Origin of the sequence: Vibrio chagasii, assembly GCF_002954585.1 — a bacterium.
Classification (GTDB): Bacteria; Pseudomonadota; Gammaproteobacteria; order Enterobacterales; family Vibrionaceae; genus Vibrio; species Vibrio chagasii_A.
This window is the reverse complement of the sequence record NZ_MSCI01000003.1, coordinates 37,520-55,790: the sequence shown is the minus strand read 5'-3', so window position 1 is coordinate 55,790 and position 18,271 is coordinate 37,520. Positions and strand designations below refer to the sequence as shown.

At 45.3% G+C, this 18,271-nt stretch carries 21 protein-coding genes; all 21 read left to right on the top strand.

From position 1 onward, the window contains the following. The first annotated feature begins 56 nt into the window (after positions 1-56). Positions 57-806 carry an amino acid ABC transporter substrate-binding protein gene (locus tag BTO10_RS20150; RefSeq protein WP_105025654.1) on the top strand — a complete coding sequence of 250 codons (750 nt, stop codon included), beginning with the start codon at positions 57-59 and terminating at the stop codon, positions 804-806. Between the two features lie 115 nt (positions 807-921). Then, positions 922-1,593 (top strand): amino acid ABC transporter permease, encoded by a 672-nt coding sequence (locus BTO10_RS20145; protein WP_105025653.1) that lies wholly within the window; start codon positions 922-924, stop codon positions 1,591-1,593. Then, positions 1,590-2,327, top strand: a complete 738-nt coding sequence (locus tag BTO10_RS20140) for an amino acid ABC transporter ATP-binding protein (RefSeq protein WP_004739269.1) — start codon at positions 1,590-1,592, stop codon at positions 2,325-2,327. Before BTO10_RS20145 ends, BTO10_RS20140 begins: the two co-directional genes overlap by 4 nt. 206 nt (positions 2,328-2,533) lie before the next feature. Continuing rightward, positions 2,534-2,668 (top strand): 50S ribosomal protein L34, encoded by a 135-nt coding sequence (gene rpmH / locus BTO10_RS20135; RefSeq protein WP_004735800.1) that lies wholly within the window; start codon positions 2,534-2,536, stop codon positions 2,666-2,668. Between the two features lie 45 nt (positions 2,669-2,713). Beyond that, positions 2,714-3,037, top strand: coding sequence for a ribonuclease P protein component (gene rnpA, locus BTO10_RS20130; RefSeq protein ID WP_017055478.1), 324 nt, complete (start codon positions 2,714-2,716; stop codon positions 3,035-3,037). Beyond that, a complete protein-coding gene (yidD, locus tag BTO10_RS20125) occupies positions 3,004-3,261 on the top strand; it encodes a membrane protein insertion efficiency factor YidD (RefSeq protein WP_004739274.1) in 258 nt (85 codons plus the stop codon). Before rnpA ends, yidD begins: the two co-directional genes overlap by 34 nt. A gap of 2 nt (positions 3,262-3,263) precedes the next feature. Next, positions 3,264-4,886 carry a membrane protein insertase YidC gene (gene yidC, locus BTO10_RS20120; protein ID WP_105025652.1) on the top strand — a complete coding sequence of 541 codons (1,623 nt, stop codon included), beginning with the start codon at positions 3,264-3,266 and terminating at the stop codon, positions 4,884-4,886. Between the two features lie 129 nt (positions 4,887-5,015). Further along, positions 5,016-6,377 (top strand): tRNA uridine-5-carboxymethylaminomethyl(34) synthesis GTPase MnmE, encoded by a 1,362-nt coding sequence (gene mnmE, locus BTO10_RS20115; protein WP_004739277.1) that lies wholly within the window; start codon positions 5,016-5,018, stop codon positions 6,375-6,377. A gap of 50 nt (positions 6,378-6,427) precedes the next feature. Further along, positions 6,428-6,862: an FMN-binding protein MioC gene (mioC, locus tag BTO10_RS20110; protein ID WP_102424686.1), complete on the top strand. Its 435-nt coding sequence runs from the start codon at positions 6,428-6,430 to the stop codon at positions 6,860-6,862. Positions 6,863-7,344: 482 nt separating this feature from the next. After that, a complete protein-coding gene (gene mnmG / locus BTO10_RS20095) occupies positions 7,345-9,240 on the top strand; it encodes a tRNA uridine-5-carboxymethylaminomethyl(34) synthesis enzyme MnmG (RefSeq protein ID WP_004739281.1) in 1,896 nt (631 codons plus the stop codon). After that, complete coding sequence (gene rsmG / locus BTO10_RS20090; protein ID WP_105025649.1) at positions 9,240-9,872, top strand: 16S rRNA (guanine(527)-N(7))-methyltransferase RsmG; 633 nt, start codon at positions 9,240-9,242, stop codon at positions 9,870-9,872. Before mnmG ends, rsmG begins: the two co-directional genes overlap by 1 nt. A gap of 14 nt (positions 9,873-9,886) precedes the next feature. Next, positions 9,887-10,660 carry a ParA family protein gene (locus tag BTO10_RS20085; RefSeq protein WP_063522123.1) on the top strand — a complete coding sequence of 258 codons (774 nt, stop codon included), beginning with the start codon at positions 9,887-9,889 and terminating at the stop codon, positions 10,658-10,660. Positions 10,661-10,683: 23 nt separating this feature from the next. Continuing rightward, a complete protein-coding gene (locus BTO10_RS20080) occupies positions 10,684-11,565 on the top strand; it encodes a ParB/RepB/Spo0J family partition protein (protein WP_105025648.1) in 882 nt (293 codons plus the stop codon). A 191-nt stretch (positions 11,566-11,756) separates the two neighbouring features. After that, on the top strand, positions 11,757-12,146 hold the full coding sequence (locus tag BTO10_RS20075; RefSeq protein WP_008221392.1) for a F0F1 ATP synthase subunit I: 390 nt from the start codon (positions 11,757-11,759) through the stop codon (positions 12,144-12,146). 8 nt (positions 12,147-12,154) lie between these two features. Continuing rightward, positions 12,155-12,952: a F0F1 ATP synthase subunit A gene (gene atpB, locus BTO10_RS20070; RefSeq protein ID WP_004739289.1), complete on the top strand. Its 798-nt coding sequence runs from the start codon at positions 12,155-12,157 to the stop codon at positions 12,950-12,952. Positions 12,953-13,003: 51 nt separating this feature from the next. Next, entirely contained in the window at positions 13,004-13,261 is a 258-nt protein-coding gene (atpE, locus tag BTO10_RS20065) for a F0F1 ATP synthase subunit C (RefSeq protein WP_004411110.1), read from the top strand. A gap of 59 nt (positions 13,262-13,320) precedes the next feature. Continuing rightward, positions 13,321-13,791, top strand: a complete 471-nt coding sequence (gene atpF / locus BTO10_RS20060) for a F0F1 ATP synthase subunit B (protein ID WP_004739290.1) — start codon at positions 13,321-13,323, stop codon at positions 13,789-13,791. A 15-nt stretch (positions 13,792-13,806) separates the two neighbouring features. Further along, positions 13,807-14,340 carry a F0F1 ATP synthase subunit delta gene (gene atpH / locus BTO10_RS20055; RefSeq protein WP_004739291.1) on the top strand — a complete coding sequence of 178 codons (534 nt, stop codon included), beginning with the start codon at positions 13,807-13,809 and terminating at the stop codon, positions 14,338-14,340. Between the two features lie 13 nt (positions 14,341-14,353). After that, positions 14,354-15,895, top strand: a complete 1,542-nt coding sequence (gene atpA / locus BTO10_RS20050) for a F0F1 ATP synthase subunit alpha (protein WP_063522121.1) — start codon at positions 14,354-14,356, stop codon at positions 15,893-15,895. Positions 15,896-15,943: 48 nt separating this feature from the next. Then, a complete protein-coding gene (gene atpG / locus BTO10_RS20045; protein ID WP_004739293.1) occupies positions 15,944-16,810 on the top strand; it encodes a F0F1 ATP synthase subunit gamma in 867 nt (288 codons plus the stop codon). Between the two features lie 51 nt (positions 16,811-16,861). Further along, positions 16,862-18,265 carry a F0F1 ATP synthase subunit beta gene (gene atpD / locus BTO10_RS20040; RefSeq protein WP_004739295.1) on the top strand — a complete coding sequence of 468 codons (1,404 nt, stop codon included), beginning with the start codon at positions 16,862-16,864 and terminating at the stop codon, positions 18,263-18,265. The last annotated feature ends 6 nt before the right edge of the window (positions 18,266-18,271 follow it).

Genomic DNA, 18,271 nt, shown 5'->3' with positions numbered 1-18,271 from the left:
TTCTATCGAGCAATTTACCAGTAACATCCAATCCCATAAATATAAGGAGTTACCAAATGAATAACTGGATTAAGGCTGCAATTGCGGCTATCGCACTCTCTGCTGCTACTGTTCAAGCTGCGACTGAAGTTAAAGTCGGCATGTCTGGTCGCTACTTCCCATTTACTTTCGTTAAGCAAGACCAACTACAAGGTTTTGAAGTGGATTTATGGGATGAGATCGGTAAACGTAACGACTACAAGGTTGAGTACGTGACAGCGAACTTCTCTGGTCTGTTTGGTCTTCTTGAAACAGGTCGAATCGATACCATTTCTAACCAAATTACAATGACGGATGCGCGTAAAGCGAAATACCTATTCGCAGACCCATACGTAGTAGACGGCGCACAAATTACCGTTCGTAAGGGTAATGACAGCATTAAAGGTATCGAAGACCTTGAAGGTAAGACTGTTGCGGTAAACCTAGGCTCGAACTTTGAACAACTGCTACGCAGCTACGATAAAGATGGCGAGATCAACGTGAAAACCTACGACACAGGTATTGAACACGATGTCGCTCTTGGTCGTGCTGATGCATTCGTTATGGATCGCCTATCTGCACTAGAGCTTATCAAGAAGACTGGTCTACCATTACAGCTAGCAGGTCAGCCATTCGAAACGATTGAAAATGCTTGGCCTTTCGTAGACAACGACAATGGTAAGAAACTACAAGCCGAAGTAAATGAAGCATTAGCAGCAATGCGCGCAGATGGTACGCTAGAAAGTATCTCTCAGAAATGGTTTGGTGCGGACATTACTCAAAAGTAATCACTCACTCTCCATTCAAGGCCCACTGCTTTATACAGCGGTGGGCTTTTGCTTTTATATCACTGATAAAAACGCTTGATATCACGCGGCTTCCAATAAAAATACGAGATAGATTATGGGATTTGATTTTAACTACATGCTAGAGCTGCTACCGATACTGTTGAAGTATCTTGGCACCACCATGGAGATGGCGATTTGGGGCTTGTTCTTTGCTCTGATCCTGTCTGTGATACTGGCAAACATTCGTGTGTTCAAAATCCCAGTATTCGACCAACTCAGCCAACTTTATATTAGCTTCTTCCGTGGCACCCCACTGCTGGTTCAGCTGTTCCTCCTTTATTACGGCCTACCTCAGGTGTTCCCGTGGATGGTGGGTTTAGATGCATTCAGTGCTGCAGTCATTGGTTTAACCCTGCACTTTGCCGCTTACATGGCAGAGAGTATTCGCGCCGCGATTATCGGTATTGATCGCAGCCAGATGGAAGCGAGCCTTTCGGTAGGTATGACGACGAGCCAAGCGATGCGTCGAGTGATCTTGCCGCAAGCGACCCGTGTCGCTCTGCCTTCTCTGATGAACTACTTCATCGATATGATCAAATCGACCTCACTTGCCTTTACGCTAGGCGTGGCTGAGATTATGGCTAAGGCTCAAATGGAGGCATCTTCAAGCTTCCGTTTCTTCGAGGCTTTCTTGGCGGTTGCTCTTATTTACTGGGGCGTGGTGGTTATCCTCACTCGTATTCAAATCTGGGCCGAAGTGAAACTGAATAAGGCATACGTACGATGATCAAATTACAAAATATCCACAAGCACTTTGGTGACACCGAAGTTCTCAAAGGGATCGACCTAGAAATCAAGCAAGGTGAGATCATTGTTATCATAGGTTCGAGTGGTACAGGTAAGTCGACACTACTGCGCTGTGTGAACTTTCTTGAGCAAGCCGACCAAGGCACGATCTCAATTGATGACATCAAAGTCGATGCCAAAAAGCACACCAAAGCAGAGGTGCTAGCACTGCGACGTAAGACTGGCTTTGTTTTCCAAAACTATGCCCTATTTGCTCACCAAACAGCCAAGCAGAACATTGCTGAAGGTTTGATTACAGTGCGTGGTTGGAAGAAGCAGCAAGCCTATGAAAAAGCACAGCAAATACTGGATGATATCGGCCTAGGTGACAAAGCAGACAGCTACCCAGCTGCGCTTTCTGGTGGTCAGCAACAACGTGTTGGTATTGGCCGTGCTATGGCACTCCAACCCGAGCTTTTACTGTTTGATGAGCCAACTTCTGCGCTGGATCCTGAGTGGGTTGGCGAAGTGCTTAACCTAATGAAAAAATTGGCAAACCAACATCAAACCATGCTGGTGGTTACCCATGAAATGCAATTCGCTAGAGAGGTCGCAGACCGAGTGATCTTCATGGCTGACGGTCATATTGTCGAGCAGGGATCTCCACAGGATATTTTTGGTAATCCACAAGATCCTAAATTAAAAAAATTCCTAAATAAGGTTGGGATCGACTAAGGATCCTTGTGATTTTAGTTATTCTACGTATAATCCCCCGACCGGAATTTTAGTTAACCCAATCATTGACACTTTTTGTGACAGTGATTACAATTCCGCCTCTTTGTTGAGAGGCGTCGGTTTTCCTTTCTTATATAAAGAAGAGAAAAAATGCCCACGCCGGGTTTAACAAAAACCTAAAACTACTGATCAGTAAGGTAATTACAATGAAACGCACTTTTCAACCTACAGTTCTAAAGCGTAAGCGTACTCACGGTTTCCGTGCTCGCATGGCTACTAAGAACGGTCGCGCAACAATCAATGCACGTCGTGCAAAAGGCCGTAAGCGTCTTTCTAAGTAATCTTTGATTATTTTGAATAAGCTAGCCTTCGGTCGGGAGTTACGCTTGTTAACTCCCGAACATTATCAAAATGTCTTCAAGCAAGCTCATCGAGCTGGCTCTCCTCATTTCACCATCATTGCTCGAAATAACTCTCTTTCAAATCCTCGCCTTGGATTAGCCGTTCCGAAAAAACAGATTAAAACCGCCGTGGGTCGTAATCGATTCAAGCGTCTTACTCGTGAAAGTTTTCGTAACACTCAGCACAAACTTCCTAACAAAGATTTTGTTGTAATCGCTAAGAAGAGCGCGCAAGATTTAAGCAATGAAGAAATGTTCAAGCTACTCGACAAATTATGGCTTCGCCTGTCTCGCCCTTCGCGTGGATAGCGCTAATACCCATCTATTTTTATAGATGGTTTATTAGTCCACTCATCGGCCCACGCTGCCGATTTACTCCAACCTGCTCTTTATATGCGATAGAAGCGTTGAAAGCTCACGGTTTTGTAAAAGGGTGTTGGTTATCAGGCAAACGTCTATTAAAATGCCATCCTTTGAACGATGGGGGCTATGACCCCGTTCCACCAGTCCAAAAACAAGACAGAGATAAATAACGATGGATTCTCAACGTAATATCCTGTTAATCGCATTGGCTTTGGTTTCTTTCCTACTTTTCCAACAATGGAATGTAGCTAAGAACCCAGCTCCACAAGCGGTTGAGCAGGCACAATCTGGCAGCACCCTACCAGCGCCATCTTATGCAGATGATCTAGACCCGGCTCCAGGTCAAGTTGCTTCTTCTGCAAAAACTATCACAGTGACCACTGATGTACTGACTCTGTCAATTGATACGGTTGGTGGTGATGTTGTGAAAGCAGACCTAAATGATTACTCAGCTGAGTACGATTCTGAAGAGAGCTTTGTTCTTCTTAAGAATGAACCAGGCCACCAATTTATCGCTCAAAGCGGTCTAGTTGGTCCTCAAGGTATCGACCTTAGCAGTACTAACCGCCCAAGCTACACGGTTTCAGCAGACAGCTTCACGCTGGCTGACGGTCAGGATGAACTACGCATCCCTATGACTTACCAAGCGAACGGCCTAGATTACACAAAAACATTCATCCTTAAGCGCGGCAGCTACGCGATTGACGTTGAATACGATGTAGTCAACAACTCTGGCAACAACGCGACATTCGGTATGTACGCTCACCTACGTCAAAACGTTATGGATGACGGCGGTAGCCTAACAATGCCAACTTACCGTGGTGGTGCTTACTCTACGGAAGATACGCGTTACAAGAAATACAGCTTCGACGACATGCAAGATCGCAACCTGTCTCTTAACCTAGCAAATGGTCAAGGTTGGGCAGCGATGATTCAGCACTACTTTGCAAGTGCTTGGATCCCACGCGACGAAGCAGGCAGCAACCTTTACACTCGTGTAATTGGTAACCTAGGCGACATCGGTGTTCGTATGCCGAACAAAACCATCGCGAACGGTGACGAAGCAAGCTTTAAAGCAACGCTTTGGGTTGGTCCTAAACTTCAAGACCAAATGGCAGCAACTGCACCAAACCTAGACTTGGTAGTAGATTACGGCTGGCTATGGTTCATTGCTAAACCACTTCATACTCTGCTTTCGTTCATTCAAGGCTTCGTATCGAACTGGGGTGTGGCAATCATCATCCTAACTTTCATCGTTCGTGGTGCTATGTACCCACTAACGAAAGCTCAGTACACATCTATGGCGAAAATGCGTATGCTTCAGCCTAAGCTGACTGCAATGCGTGAGCGTATCGGCGACGACCGTCAACGCATGAGCCAAGAAATGATGGAGCTTTACAAGAAAGAGAAAGTGAACCCACTAGGTGGCTGTTTACCTATCCTTCTACAAATGCCTATCTTCATTTCGCTATACTGGGCACTAATGGAGTCTGTTGAACTGCGTCACTCACCGTTCTTCGGTTGGATTACTGACCTTTCAGCGCAAGACCCATACTACATCTTGCCACTTCTTATGGGTGCTTCAATGTTCCTAATCCAGAAGATGAGCCCGACAACTGTAACGGATCCAATGCAGCAGAAGATCATGACCTTTATGCCGGTTATGTTCACATTCTTCTTCCTGTTCTTCCCTTCAGGTCTGGTTCTTTACTGGCTAGTATCGAACATCGTAACTCTGATTCAGCAAACGCTTATCTACCGTGCGCTGGAAAAGAAAGGCTTACATTCTAAGTAAGTTCGATAATAGAAAGAACTAAAGAAAGGCGACCAAAAGGTCGCCTTTTTGTTTTTAGCTGATTACAATTCAGCTAATTGATTAATCGTGAATGCCCTTTTTCGCGTTCACATGCTAGCAGGCACAACTATGACTACAGATACGATTGTTGCTCAAGCGACCGCGCCCGGCCGTGGTGGCGTCGGTATTATCCGCGTTTCCGGCCCATTAGCGACTCAGGTTGCCCTAGAAGTAACGGGAAAAACACTTAAGCCTCGCTACGCTGAGTACCTACCTTTTAAATCTGCCGATGGCATCGAGCTCGACCAAGGTATCGCGCTCTACTTCCCTAACCCACACTCTTTTACCGGCGAAGACGTTCTAGAGCTGCAAGGTCACGGTGGCCCAGTGGTTATGGATATGCTCATCAAGCGCATCCTAGGCATCTCAGGCGTGCGTGCAGCCCGTCCTGGTGAGTTCTCAGAGCGCGCGTTCTTGAACGACAAGATGGACTTAACCCAAGCTGAAGCGATCGCTGACTTGATTGACGCAAGCTCAGAAGAAGCGGCTAAATCCGCACTGCAATCTCTTCAAGGTGAGTTCTCTAAACGCATTAATACCCTAGTCGATTCACTGATTCACCTGCGTATCTATGTTGAAGCAGCTATCGACTTCCCCGAAGAAGAAATCGACTTTCTGGCAGACGGTAAAGTAAGTGCTGACTTACAGGCTATCATCGACAACCTAGAGGCAGTGCGCCAAGAAGCCAACCAAGGCGCCATCATGCGTGAAGGCATGAAGGTAGTGATCGCTGGTCGCCCAAATGCCGGTAAATCTAGCCTACTGAACGCGCTGTCAGGCAAAGAATCGGCAATCGTGACTGATATTGCTGGTACCACACGTGATGTACTGCGAGAGCATATCCATATTGATGGTATGCCACTGCATATTATCGATACCGCAGGCTTACGTGACGCGTCTGATGAAGTTGAAAAAATCGGCATTGAGCGTGCTTGGGAAGAAATTGCTCAGGCAGACCGAGTCCTATTTATGGTGGATGGCACCACAACCGATGCCACTGACCCGAAAGATATCTGGCCAGATTTCGTTGATCGTTTACCAGATAACATTGGTATGACTGTCATTCGTAACAAAGCGGATCAAACCAATGAAGAGCTCGGGATTTGTCACGTGAACGATCCAACTCTGATTCGCTTGTCCGCAAAAACAGGTCAAGGCGTGGATGCCCTACGTAGTCACCTAAAAGAGTGTATGGGCTTTGCTGGTGGTCATGAAGGTGGCTTTATGGCTCGCCGTCGTCACTTGGATGCGCTTGAGCGTGCCTCAGAGCACCTCGATATTGGCCAGCAGCAACTTGAAGGCTACATGGCGGGTGAAATCTTGGCGGAAGAGCTTCGTATCACTCAGCAACACCTTAATGAGATAACGGGCGAGTTCAGCTCAGACGATCTCTTGGGGCGTATCTTCTCTTCATTCTGTATTGGTAAATAACCCAAGAAGGCTGGCTGATACCGGCCTTTTTCTTTAGTAAGGACAGCTTAATGATCCACATTATTACAGGTAGCACCTTAGGTGGCGCTGAATACGTTGGCGATCACCTTAATGATCTTCTAGAAGAGCAAGGCCATGAGATAACGCTACACAACCAGCCTGAATACAATGATATTCCTCAGCAAGGCTTCTGGTTAGTAGTGACATCGACCCATGGCGCTGGTGAATTCCCTGACAATATCAAGCCATTCATAGCCGATCTGACAGAGCACGCACCTCAACTCGATAAGGTTCGCTTTGCAGTCATTGCCATTGGTGATTCAAGCTACGACACCTTCTGCGCAGCAGGCCAAACCGCTCATGAGTTATTAACAAAACTTGGCGGACAGGCGATTTCTGACTGTTTTACCATCGATGTTTTGGAGACTCCGGTCCCTGAAGACGCTGCAGAAGAGTGGTTTAACGATCATAGTGACCAGTTTTAACCCTCTATTCTCTTAAAAAAGCGGCTTTTGCCGCTTTTTTTGTGCCTGAATATCGAGATTGTGAATAACTTTTTGGGGTAAAAGCCGAAAATTAGCCATTTATTTTCAAGATCTGTTGTGGATAAGATCATACATATTCGGTGATTAACCTATAGTTATCCAAATAACAAGTTTTAGAGCTATTTATCCCTGTGAATAAGTAGCCATTTTGATCCCAGCTAATCCTCACCCTGATCAAAGTTAGATCACACCATTTGATCCAAAAAAGATCCATGATCTTGTTGATCATTTTTGACTTATCCACAGACCACTTCGATCCTAATAATAGATCCAATAAAAGATCTCTTTAAAGATCTTATCTATATTAATTAAAAACAGCTTAATCGAAAAATTCCAAAAACGTTTTCTCAAGCTATGAAAACAGGTAGAATATCGCTCCTTTTTATCAGTCTAGAAAACGTTTGAATACCTGAGGTCGGTTCATGCTTTATCACGAAAAATTTGACGTCATCGTTGTTGGTGGCGGCCATGCAGGAACGGAAGCCGCACTCGCATCTGCACGTACTGGTCAAAGTACGTTATTACTTACTCATAATATCGATACCTTGGGACAAATGTCTTGTAACCCAGCTATCGGTGGTATCGGTAAGGGCCACTTGGTGAAAGAGGTCGATGCAATGGGTGGTTTGATGGCGCAAGCCATTGATCATGCAGGTATTCAGTTCAGAACACTAAACGCGTCAAAAGGACCTGCGGTTCGTGCAACGCGCGCTCAAGCAGACCGAGCGCTTTACAAAGCCTTTGTGCGTAATGTTCTTGAAAACACACCAAACCTAACCTTGTTCCAACAATCGGTAGATGACCTGATCGTTGAACAGGATCAAGTGGTCGGTGTGGTAACCCAAATGGGCCTTAAGTTCCGTGCTGATGCTGTGGTACTGACGGTGGGTACATTCCTAGGCGGTAAGATCCATATTGGTATGGAAAGCTCTTCTGGTGGTCGTGCTGGTGATCCACCATCGATCGCTTTAGCTGACCGTCTTCGTGATCTTCCATTTAGAGTTGATCGCCTGAAAACAGGTACGCCTCCTCGTATCGATGCGCGTAGTGTTGATTTTTCTGAGCTTGAGGTTCAACACGGTGATAACCCAACACCGGTTTTCTCATTCATGGGCAGCCGAGCACAACAGCCGCGCCAAATCCCATGTTACATCACGCACACCAATGAAAATACGCACGATGTGATTCGTGCCAACCTTGACCGCAGCCCTATGTACGCTGGCGTGATTGAGGGTATTGGTCCTCGCTACTGTCCTTCGATTGAAGACAAAGTGATGCGTTTTGCTGATAAAAATAGCCACCAAATTTTTATTGAGCCTGAAGGCCTAACGACACATGAGTTATACCCGAATGGTATTTCTACTAGTCTGCCGTTTGATGTACAGGTTCAAATTGTTCGCTCAATGAAGGGCTTCGAAAATGCTCACATCGTGCGCCCTGGCTACGCGATTGAGTATGATTTCTTCGATCCTCGCGACCTAAAACTGACTTACGAAACGAAGTTTATTAAAGGTCTATTCTTTGCCGGCCAAATCAACGGTACAACCGGTTATGAAGAAGCGGCTGCACAAGGTTTGATGGCTGGTTTGAATGCGAGTCTGTTTACTCAAGGCAAAGAAGGCTGGAGCCCACGTCGTGACCAAGCTTACATGGGGGTTCTGATCGACGACCTATCAACCATGGGCACCAAAGAACCGTACCGTATGTTTACGTCTCGTGCGGAATACCGTCTGTTGCTTCGTGAAGACAACGCCGATATCCGTCTGACAGAAAAATCTCGTGAACTTGGTTTGATTGATGATGCACGTTGGGCTCGATTCAATGAGAAGATGGACAACATGGAGAAAGAACGTCAGCGTCTGAAAGAGACTTGGATTAATCCAAAATCTGAAGATATTGGCGCGCTGAACCAGATCCTAAAAACACCAATGTCTCGTGAAGCGAGCGGTGAAGATCTTCTGCGTCGTCCTGAAATGACTTATTCACAGTTGACGGCTCTGGATCGTTTTTCTCCTGCACTGGAAGATCAACAAGCGGCTGAGCAAGTTGAGATCCAAGTGAAGTACGAAGGCTACATTCAGCGTCAACAAGACGAAATTGAAAAATCACTGCGTCATGAAAACACCAAACTGCCTGCTGATATTGATTACAGCCAGGTAAAAGGGCTTTCTAACGAAGTGGTTCTAAAACTAACTAACGCTAAACCGGATTCAATTGGTATTGCCTCTCGTATTTCGGGTATTACACCTGCGGCAATTTCAATTCTACTGGTTTACTTGAAAAAACACGGCCTGTTGAAAAAAGGTGAGGAAGCATAATGAGCGTATTACGCGAAAAATTGGATCACCTGATTGGCCAGACCGACCTAGAAGTATCTGAAAAACAACGTAGCCAGCTAGTTGGCTACGTTGAATTACTCAACAAATGGAATAAGGCTTACAACCTGACTTCGGTTCGTGACCCATTAGAAATGATGGTGAAACATATCTTAGATAGCATCATTGTTAGCACTCACTTACAGGGTAAGCGGTTTATCGATGTGGGTACCGGACCAGGCTTACCTGGGATTCCGCTCTCAATCATGAACCCAGACTGCGAGTTTTACTTGCTAGATAGCTTAGGTAAGCGTATTCGTTTTATTAAGCAGGTAGTTCATGAGTTAAGCATAGACAACGTTGTGCCGGTTCAAAGCCGTGTTGAAGAGTTTCAACCTGAAGAAAAGTTTGATGCAGTGCTCAGTCGCGCATTTGCATCAATGACAGACATGGTAGAGTGGTGTCACCATTTACCTAAAGAGCAATCCGGTGTATTTTTGGCTCTTAAGGGACAACATCCTAGAGACGAAATTGACCTGTTACCTGAATGGTGTTCAGTGACAGATATCAAAGCTTTGCGAGTGCCAGAGCTTGACGGAGAGCGTCATCTAGTAACTTTATCGCGTCAGGGATAATCAGCGAGGCCATAGTGGGTAGAATCGTAGCAATTGCCAACCAGAAAGGTGGCGTAGGAAAAACAACAACTTGCATTAATTTAGCAGCATCAATGGCGGCAACTAAACGCAAGATATTGGTTGTTGACCTCGATCCCCAAGGTAATGCCACTATGGCGAGCGGTGTCGACAAATATCAGGTTGAAGCAACTGCTTACGATTTGTTGGTTGAAGACACCCCATTTGATGAGGTAGTTTGCAGGAGTACATCTGGCAATTATGACCTCATCGCCGCAAACGGTGATGTTACTGCGGCAGAAATCAAGCTAATGGAAGTGTTCGCGCGCGAAGTTCGCCTTAAAAATGCACTTGCATCCATTCGTGATGATTATGATTTCATCTTTATTGATTGCCCGCCCTCATTAAACCTTCTTACAATTAATGCCATGGCAGCTGCCGATTCCGTATTAGTTCCAATGCAATGTGAATACTTTGCTCTTGAAGGTTTGACTGCGTTGATGGATACCATAAGTAAGCTTGCGGCGGTGGTTAACGAGAACCTGAAGATCGAAGGTCTTCTGCGTACTATGTATGATCCTCGCAACCGCTTATCAAACGAAGTATCAGATCAACTCAAAAAACACTTCGGTAGCAAAGTCTACCGAACCGTGATCCCTAGAAATGTACGTCTTGCTGAAGCGCCTAGTCACGGCAAACCAGCAATGTACTACGACAAATATTCCGCTGGTGCTAAGGCATATCTTGCCCTTGCAGGCGAAATGTTGCGTCGTGAAGAAGTCCCAGTATAGGTCTAACCAAAGGAATTCGCTCAATGTCTAAGCGTGGTTTAGGAAAAGGGCTAGATGCACTGCTTGCAACTAGCTCATTGGCTCGTGAAAAACAGCAAGTCGCTTCTCATAGTCAGGCGTTATCGGCTGATGGAGAGCTAACAGAATTGGCTGTTGGTAGCTTGAAGCCAGGTGTTTATCAACCGCGTAAAGATATCGCGCCTGAAGCGCTAGAAGAGCTGGCGGCTTCAATTCAATCTCAAGGTATCATCCAGCCAATCGTTGTACGTCCATTAGCGCAAGATCAGTATGAGATTATTGCGGGTGAGCGTCGTTGGAGAGCGGCTCGTCAAGCAGGCCTTAAGCAAGTGCCGTGTCTTATCAAGCGAGTTGAAGACAAAGCCGCGATTGCGATGGCGTTAATCGAGAATATTCAGCGTGAAGACCTGAATGTTATCGAAGAAGCACAAGCGCTAGAGCGCTTACAGAATGAATTTGAACTGACGCACCAGCAAGTCGCTGATGTGATTGGTAAATCGAGAGCAACGGTTAGTAACTTATTACGTCTCAATCAGCTCGAAAATGAAGTAAAAGGCTTAGTTTCCAACAAACAACTGGAAATGGGGCATGCACGAGCACTGCTTGCGCTTGAAGGCGATACCCAGATTGAGGCAGCGAACACTGCGGCGACCAAAAGCATGACCGTGCGCCAAACTGAACAACTAGTCAAAAAGTGTTTAAAACCAGACGTTGAGCCTGAATCTAAGCCTGAAGACACAGAAGCTATCGAACTTTCGCGAAGACTCACGGAAAAATTGCAAGCAAACGTTTCAGTTACTCGTTCTGTTAGCGGCAAGTCAAAAGTGACAATTACTCTTGATGAGCCTCACAAATTAGAGCAACTTATTGCTAAGTTAGAGTACTAAATGAGATAATTGATTTAGGTCAATTATGTAATAAACAAGTAATTTCGTACAAAAGTTGTCGGTTTGTATGCAAAAATGTAAATGATTGCAGCGTTCTTATTGCAATCGATTTGGCTGAACGTATAATTTTCGCCAATTTCTCAGCACGCTTTTTAGCGAGTGGTAAAGTGGGCTTAAAGAGGAACGAATACATGGTAGCGGCGTTAGCAAGACCAGGACGAGTGCTTGCAAAGCAAATGTTATTGATCGAGCTTAGCGCGGTTATATTAGTGGCGATAGGGTTAGGTTTAGCTGTTAATCCTGACTGGGGTTTTGCTGCATTAATCGGTGGCGGCATTTTTGTCATCGCAAATGTGGTTTTTTGTGTGTGTGCTTTCCTTTTTTGTGGAGCTCGCGCGACTAAGTTAGTTGCGGCGTCTTTCTATGCTGGCGAAGCGCTAAAAATCCTAATCACAGTTCTACTATTCTCTATTGTCTACATGTATATGCAGGTGGAGTTAATTCCCCTCAAACTGACCTATTTACTGGTTCTTGGTATTAATATCTTTGCGCCAGTGCTTTTCATTAACAATAAGAAATAGGACGAGTTATGGCTGCGGCAACAGCATCCGGATACATTGAACACCACTTACAGAATCTATCTTTAGCTAAGTTAGGTTTTGTAGAGGAGACAAGTTTCTGGAACGTACATATAGACAGTCTGTTTTTTTCGGTGTTGACAGGGATGTTATTCCTTTGGGTTTTTCGCTCAGTCGCTAAGAAAGCAACAGTAGGTGTACCTGGTAAGCTTCAGTGTTTTGTAGAAATGGTAGTGGAATTCGTTGGCGACAACGTTAAAGAAACTTTCCATGGCCGCAACCCGCTGATTGCCCCATTAGCACTGACTATATTCTGCTGGATTATTTTAATGAACTTGATGGACTTAGTGCCAATCGATTTCTTACCATATCCTGCAGAGCATTGGTTAGGTATCCCTTACTTGAAAGTGGTTCCTACAGCTGATGTAAATATAACCATGGCAATGGCTCTAGGTGTTTTTGCTCTGATGATCTACTACAGCATCAAAGTAAAAGGCTTGGGTGGATTTGCTAAGGAATTGGCACTGCATCCATTTAATCACCCAATCATGATTCCATTTAACTTGGTACTTGAGGTAATTTCGCTTCTGGCGAAGCCACTATCTCTAGGTATGCGTTTATTTGGTAATATGTTTGCGGGTGAGGTGGTGTTTATTCTTATCGCGGCAATGCTACCGTGGTACTTACAATGGGTAGGTGCACTACCTTGGGCTATCTTCCATATCTTGGTTATTTTGATTCAAGCATTTGTTTTCATGATGTTGACAATTGTTTACTTATCAATGGCTCACGAAGATAGTGATCACTAAAAAAAATTTTTAAGCTTTATTCTAACTATTAATGTTAATCGGAGAACGTAAATGGAAACTGTACTAAGTTTTTCAGCAATCGCTGTTGCTATTATTGTTGGTCTTTGTGCCGTAGGTACTGCAATTGGTTTTGCTATTCTTGGTGGTAAATTCCTAGAAGGCGCTGCGCGTCAACCTGAAATGGCTCCTATGCTACAAGTTAAGATGTTCATCATCGCTGGTCTACTGGATGCTGTTCCGATGATCGGTATCGTAATCGCACTACTATTCACGTTTGCTAACCCATTTGTTGGTCAACTAGCAGGCTAATTAACTCTCTTATAGTTAATTAAATTTTTGTAGTTGATTCTTAACGAGGGGTAGCTGTTGTGAATATGAACGCAACTCTGCTGGGTCAAGCAATTGCTTTTTCACTGTTTGTTTGGTTCTGCATGAAATATGTATGGCCACCAATCATGCAAGCAATTGAAGAGCGTCAGAAGAAAATTGCTGACGGTCTAGTAGCCGCTGAGCGCGCTGCTAAAGACTTGAGCCTGGCACAAGCCAACGCTTCTGAGCAAATGAAAGAAGCAAAGCGCACTGCAACTGAGGTTATTGAACAGGCAAACAAACGTAAAGCTCAAATTATTGATGAAGCTCGCGAAGAAGCTCAGGCAGAACGCCAGAAAATCTTAGCGCAAGCTGAAGCAGAACTTGAAGCTGAGCGCACACGTGCCCGTGATGACCTGCGCAAACAAGTCGCAACTCTGGCTATAGCTGGTGCTGAGAAGATCCTTGAGCGTACGATCGATAAAGACGTACACAAAGACCTTCTTGACAACATTACTGCAAAACTTTAAAGCAAGGGGCTGTATATGTCTGATTTGACAACAATCGCACGCCCCTATGCTAAAGCAGCTTTTGACTTTGCGGTAGAAAAAGGTGAGCTTGACCAATGGAGTCAAATGCTCTCTTTTGCTGCCGAAGTGGCACAAAACAATGATATCCACAATCTACTAAGCAGTTCTCTAACTGCTGAAAAATTAGCGGAAGTATTCATTGCCGTTTGTGGCGAACAATTTGATGAATTCGGCCAGAACTTGATAAAAGTGATGGCAGAGAATGGCCGATTAATGGCTTTTCCTGATGTTTGCAAAGAGTTCTTATTGCTCAAACAAGAGCACGAGAAAGAGATCGACGTTGAAGTGACTTCAGCGGTTGAACTTTCGGAAGAACAACGCGCAGATATCAGCAGCAAATTGGAACAGCGCCTAGCGCGCAAAGTACAGCTGAATTGCAGTATAGATGAGACTCTGCTTAGCGGAGTTATTATTCGAGCCGGAGACCTAGTCATCGATAACTCAGCGCGTGGTCGACTAGACCGCCTGAGCGATGCATTGCAGTCTTAATGGGGATTGGAGCATGCAACTTAATTCCACTGAAATTAGCGATCTAATTAAACAACGTATTGAATCTTTCGACGTTGTTAGTGAAGCTCGCAATGAAGGTACTATCGTTTCGGTAAGCGATGGCATCCTTAGCATTCACGGCCTAGCGGACGTGATGCAAGGTGAAATGATTGAACTACCGGGTGGCCGTTACGCGCTAGCACTTAACTTGAACCGTGATTCGGTTGGTGCTGTTGTAATGGGCCCATATGCTGACCTACAGGAAGGCATGAAAGTTACAGGTACTGGCCGCATTCTTGAAGTGCCAGTAGGTCCAGAACTACTTGGTCGTGTTGTAAACACACTAGGTGAGCCAATTGATGGTAAAGGTCCTATCGAAGCGAAACTAACTTCGCCTGTAGAAGTAATTGCACCAGGTGTAATCGACCGTAAATCGGTAGATCAACCTGTACAAACTGGTTACAAGTCTGTTGACTCAATGATCCCAATCGGTCGTGGTCAACGTGAGCTAGTAATCGGTGACCGTCAAACTGGTAAAACAGCGATGGCGATCGATGCGATTATTAACCAAAAAGATTCTGGTATTTTCTCTATCTACGTAGCAATCGGTCAGAAAGCATCGACTATCGCTAACGTAGTTCGCAAACTAGAAGAGCACGGCGCGCTAGCTAACACTATTGTTGTTGTTGCATCTGCTTCTGAATCTGCAGCGCTACAATACCTAGCGCCATACGCAGGTTGTGCGATGGGTGAATACTTCCGTGATCGCGGTGAAGATGCACTGATTGTTTATGATGATCTATCTAAGCAAGCCGTAGCTTACCGTCAGATCTCGCTACTACTTAAGCGTCCACCAGGTCGTGAAGCATTCCCAGGTGATGTTTTCTACCTTCACTCTCGTCTACTAGAGCGTGCTGCTCGTGTAAGCGAACACTACGTAGAAACATTCACTAACGGTGAAGTGAAAGGCAAGACTGGTTCTTTAACTGCTCTTCCTATCATTGAAACGCAAGCTGGTGACGTATCTGCATTCGTACCGACGAACGTAATCTCGATTACCGATGGTCAGATCTTCCTACAAACTGAGCTATTCAACGCAGGCGTACGTCCAGCTGTTGACCCTGGTATCTCAGTATCTCGTGTAGGTGGTTCAGCGCAGACTAAAATCATCAAGAAGCTATCTGGCGGTATCCGTACAGCTCTAGCACAGTACCGTGAACTAGCGGCATTCGCACAGTTCTCGTCTGACCTTGATGAAGCGACTAAGAAGCAGCTAGACCATGGTCAAAAAGTTACAGAGCTAATGAAGCAGAAGCAATACGCTCCTATGTCTGTATTTGACCAAGCACTTGTAATCTTCGCTGCAGAGCGTGGTTACCTTCAAGATGTAGCGCTTGATAAGCTGTTAGATTTTGAAGCTGCTTTACTATCGTTTGCTCGCGGTCAATATGGCGATCTAGCTACACAGATCGACACAACGGGTGCTTACAACAATGATATCGAAGCTGAGCTGAAGAAGCTTGTTGACGATTTCAAAGCAACCCAGACCTGGTAATTGGTGGGTGGCCTTCGGGTCACCTCATACCATTAACGGAGAGTAACGATGGCCGGCGCAAAAGAGATACGTAATAAAATCGGTAGTGTTAAAAGCACACAGAAGATTACGAAAGCAATGGAAATGGTAGCAGCTTCAAAAATGCGTCGTTCTCAAGACGCAATGGAAGCTACTCGTCCATATGCAGAAACAATGCGTAAAGTGATCGGTCATTTGGCTAACGGTAGCCTTGAGTATAAGCATCCTTATCTTGAGGAACGTGAAGCCAAACGTGTTGGTTACATCATCGTTTCTACAGACCGTGGTCTATGTGGCGGCTTGAACATTAACTTGTTCAAGAAAGCTATGTTAGACATGAAAGACTGGTCTGAGAAAGGTGCTGAAGTTGAACTGGCAATTATCGGTTCAAAAGCAACAGCATTTTTCAACAACAGCGGCGCGAAAGTAGCAGCTCAAGTTTCTGGCCTAGGCGATAGCCCAAGCCTTGAAGACTTAATCGGCTCTGTAAGCGTAATGCTAAAGAAATATGATGAAGGTGAATTGGATCGCCTGTTCGTAGTGTTCAACAAGTTTGAAAACACTATGGTACAAGAACCAACGATCGATCAATTACTTCCTTTGCCTAAATCAGATAGCGAAGACATGCAGCGCGATCATGCTTGGGACTACATTTATGAGCCTGAGCCAAAACCACTACTAGATGCACTATTGGTTCGTTACGTCGAATCTCAAGTGTACCAAGGTGTGGTAGAGAACCTTGCTTGTGAGCAAGCGGCTCGAATGATTGCAATGAAAGCTGCAACCGACAACGCTAGCGACCTAATCGATGATTTAGAGCTTGTGTACAACAAGGCGCGTCAAGCGGCTATTACACAAGAACTTTCTGAAATCGTTTCAGGCGCAGCAGCGGTTTAATCGCTTATTCGTTTTAAGCTTAGGTAAAACTAAATAGTTAGAGGATTAACGATGGCTACAGGTAAGATCGTACAGATCATCGGTGCGGTAGTCGACGTAGAGTTCCCACAGGGCGAAGTACCTCGTGTATACGATGCTCTGAATGTTAATGAAGTGAAAGAGCGTCTAGTTCTTGAAGTTCAGCAACAACTTGGCGGTGGCGTAGTTCGCGCAATCGTAATGGGTAGCTCTGATGGTTTACGTCGTGGTTTGACAGTAGAAAATACTGGCGCTCCAATCTCAGTACCAGTAGGTACTAAGACCTTAGGTCGTATCATGAACGTTCTAGGTGACGCGATTGATGAGTGTGGTGAAATCGGTGCAGAAGAGCACTACGCAATTCACCGTGAAGCTCCAAGCTACGAAGAACAGTCTAACGAGACAGCTCTTCTAGAGACGGGTGTTAAGGTAATCGACTTGGTTTGTCCATTCGCTAAGGGTGGTAAAATCGGTCTATTCGGTGGTGCAGGTGTAGGTAAGACCGTTAACATGATGGAACTTATCAACAACATCGCACTTCAACACTCTGGCCTATCTGTATTTGCAGGTGTAGGTGAGCGTACTCGTGAAGGTAACGATTTCTACTTTGAGATGCAGGAAGCTGGCGTTGTAAACGTTGAAAAACCTGAAGAATCAAAAGTAGCGATGGTTTACGGTCAGATGAACGAGCCACCAGGTAACCGTCTACGTGTTGCACTGACTGGTCTAACAATGGCTGAGCGTTTCCGTGACGAAGGTCGTGACGTTCTACTATTCGTAGATAACATCTACCGTTACACGCTTGCAGGTACTGAGGTATCAGCACTTCTAGGCCGTATGCCTTCTGCGGTAGGTTACCAACCTACTCTTGCGGAAGAAATGGGTGTTCTACAAGAGCGTATCACGTCAACTAAGCAAGGTTCTATCACGTCTGTACAGGCGGTATACGTACCTGCGGATGACTTGACTGACCCGTCTCCAGCAACAACGTTCGCGCACTTGGATGCAACGGTTGTACTAAACCGTAACATCGCAGCTATGGGTCTATACCCAGCGATCGACCCGTTAGATTCTACATCTCGCCAACTGGATCCATTGGTAGTTGGACAAGAGCACTACGACATCGCTCGTGGCGTTCAGTCTACACTTCAGCGCTATAAAGAGCTGAAAGATATCATTGCTATCCTAGGTATGGACGAGCTATCTGAAGAAGATAAGCAAGTAGTATCTCGTGCTCGTAAGATTGAGAAGTTCCTTACTCAGCCTTACCACGTAGCGGAAGTATTTACTGGTGACCCAGGTGTTTACGTACCTCTAAAAGAGACTCTACGTGGCTTCCAAGGTCTACTATCTGGTGAATACGATGACATTCCAGAGCAAGCGTTCATGTACTGCGGTACTATCGACGAAGCTATTGAGAATGCTAAGAAGCTATAAGGCTAA

Excerpts from the sequence above, each read along its gene's own strand:
- BTO10_RS20150 (WP_105025654.1), top strand. The coding sequence starts at position 57 with ATGAATAACTGGATTAAGGCTGCAATTGCGGCTATCGCACTCTCTGCT.
- BTO10_RS20145 (WP_105025653.1), top strand. The coding sequence starts at position 922 with ATGGGATTTGATTTTAACTACATGCTAGAGCTGCTACCGATACTGTTG.
- BTO10_RS20140 (WP_004739269.1), top strand. The coding sequence starts at position 1,590 with ATGATCAAATTACAAAATATCCACAAGCACTTTGGTGACACCGAAGTT.
- rpmH (WP_004735800.1), top strand. The coding sequence starts at position 2,534 with ATGAAACGCACTTTTCAACCTACAGTTCTAAAGCGTAAGCGTACTCAC.
- yidD (WP_004739274.1), top strand. The coding sequence starts at position 3,004 with ATGGCTTCGCCTGTCTCGCCCTTCGCGTGGATAGCGCTAATACCCATC.
- yidC (WP_105025652.1), top strand. The coding sequence starts at position 3,264 with ATGGATTCTCAACGTAATATCCTGTTAATCGCATTGGCTTTGGTTTCT.
- mnmE (WP_004739277.1), top strand. The coding sequence starts at position 5,016 with ATGACTACAGATACGATTGTTGCTCAAGCGACCGCGCCCGGCCGTGGT.
- mioC (WP_102424686.1), top strand. The coding sequence starts at position 6,428 with ATGATCCACATTATTACAGGTAGCACCTTAGGTGGCGCTGAATACGTT.
- mnmG (WP_004739281.1), top strand. The coding sequence starts at position 7,345 with ATGCTTTATCACGAAAAATTTGACGTCATCGTTGTTGGTGGCGGCCAT.
- rsmG (WP_105025649.1), top strand. The coding sequence starts at position 9,240 with ATGAGCGTATTACGCGAAAAATTGGATCACCTGATTGGCCAGACCGAC.
- BTO10_RS20080 (WP_105025648.1), top strand. The coding sequence starts at position 10,684 with ATGTCTAAGCGTGGTTTAGGAAAAGGGCTAGATGCACTGCTTGCAACT.
- BTO10_RS20075 (WP_008221392.1), top strand. The coding sequence starts at position 11,757 with ATGGTAGCGGCGTTAGCAAGACCAGGACGAGTGCTTGCAAAGCAAATG.
- atpB (WP_004739289.1), top strand. The coding sequence starts at position 12,155 with ATGGCTGCGGCAACAGCATCCGGATACATTGAACACCACTTACAGAAT.
- atpE (WP_004411110.1), top strand. The coding sequence starts at position 13,004 with ATGGAAACTGTACTAAGTTTTTCAGCAATCGCTGTTGCTATTATTGTT.
- atpH (WP_004739291.1), top strand. The coding sequence starts at position 13,807 with ATGTCTGATTTGACAACAATCGCACGCCCCTATGCTAAAGCAGCTTTT.
- atpA (WP_063522121.1), top strand. The coding sequence starts at position 14,354 with ATGCAACTTAATTCCACTGAAATTAGCGATCTAATTAAACAACGTATT.
- atpG (WP_004739293.1), top strand. The coding sequence starts at position 15,944 with ATGGCCGGCGCAAAAGAGATACGTAATAAAATCGGTAGTGTTAAAAGC.
- atpD (WP_004739295.1), top strand. The coding sequence starts at position 16,862 with ATGGCTACAGGTAAGATCGTACAGATCATCGGTGCGGTAGTCGACGTA.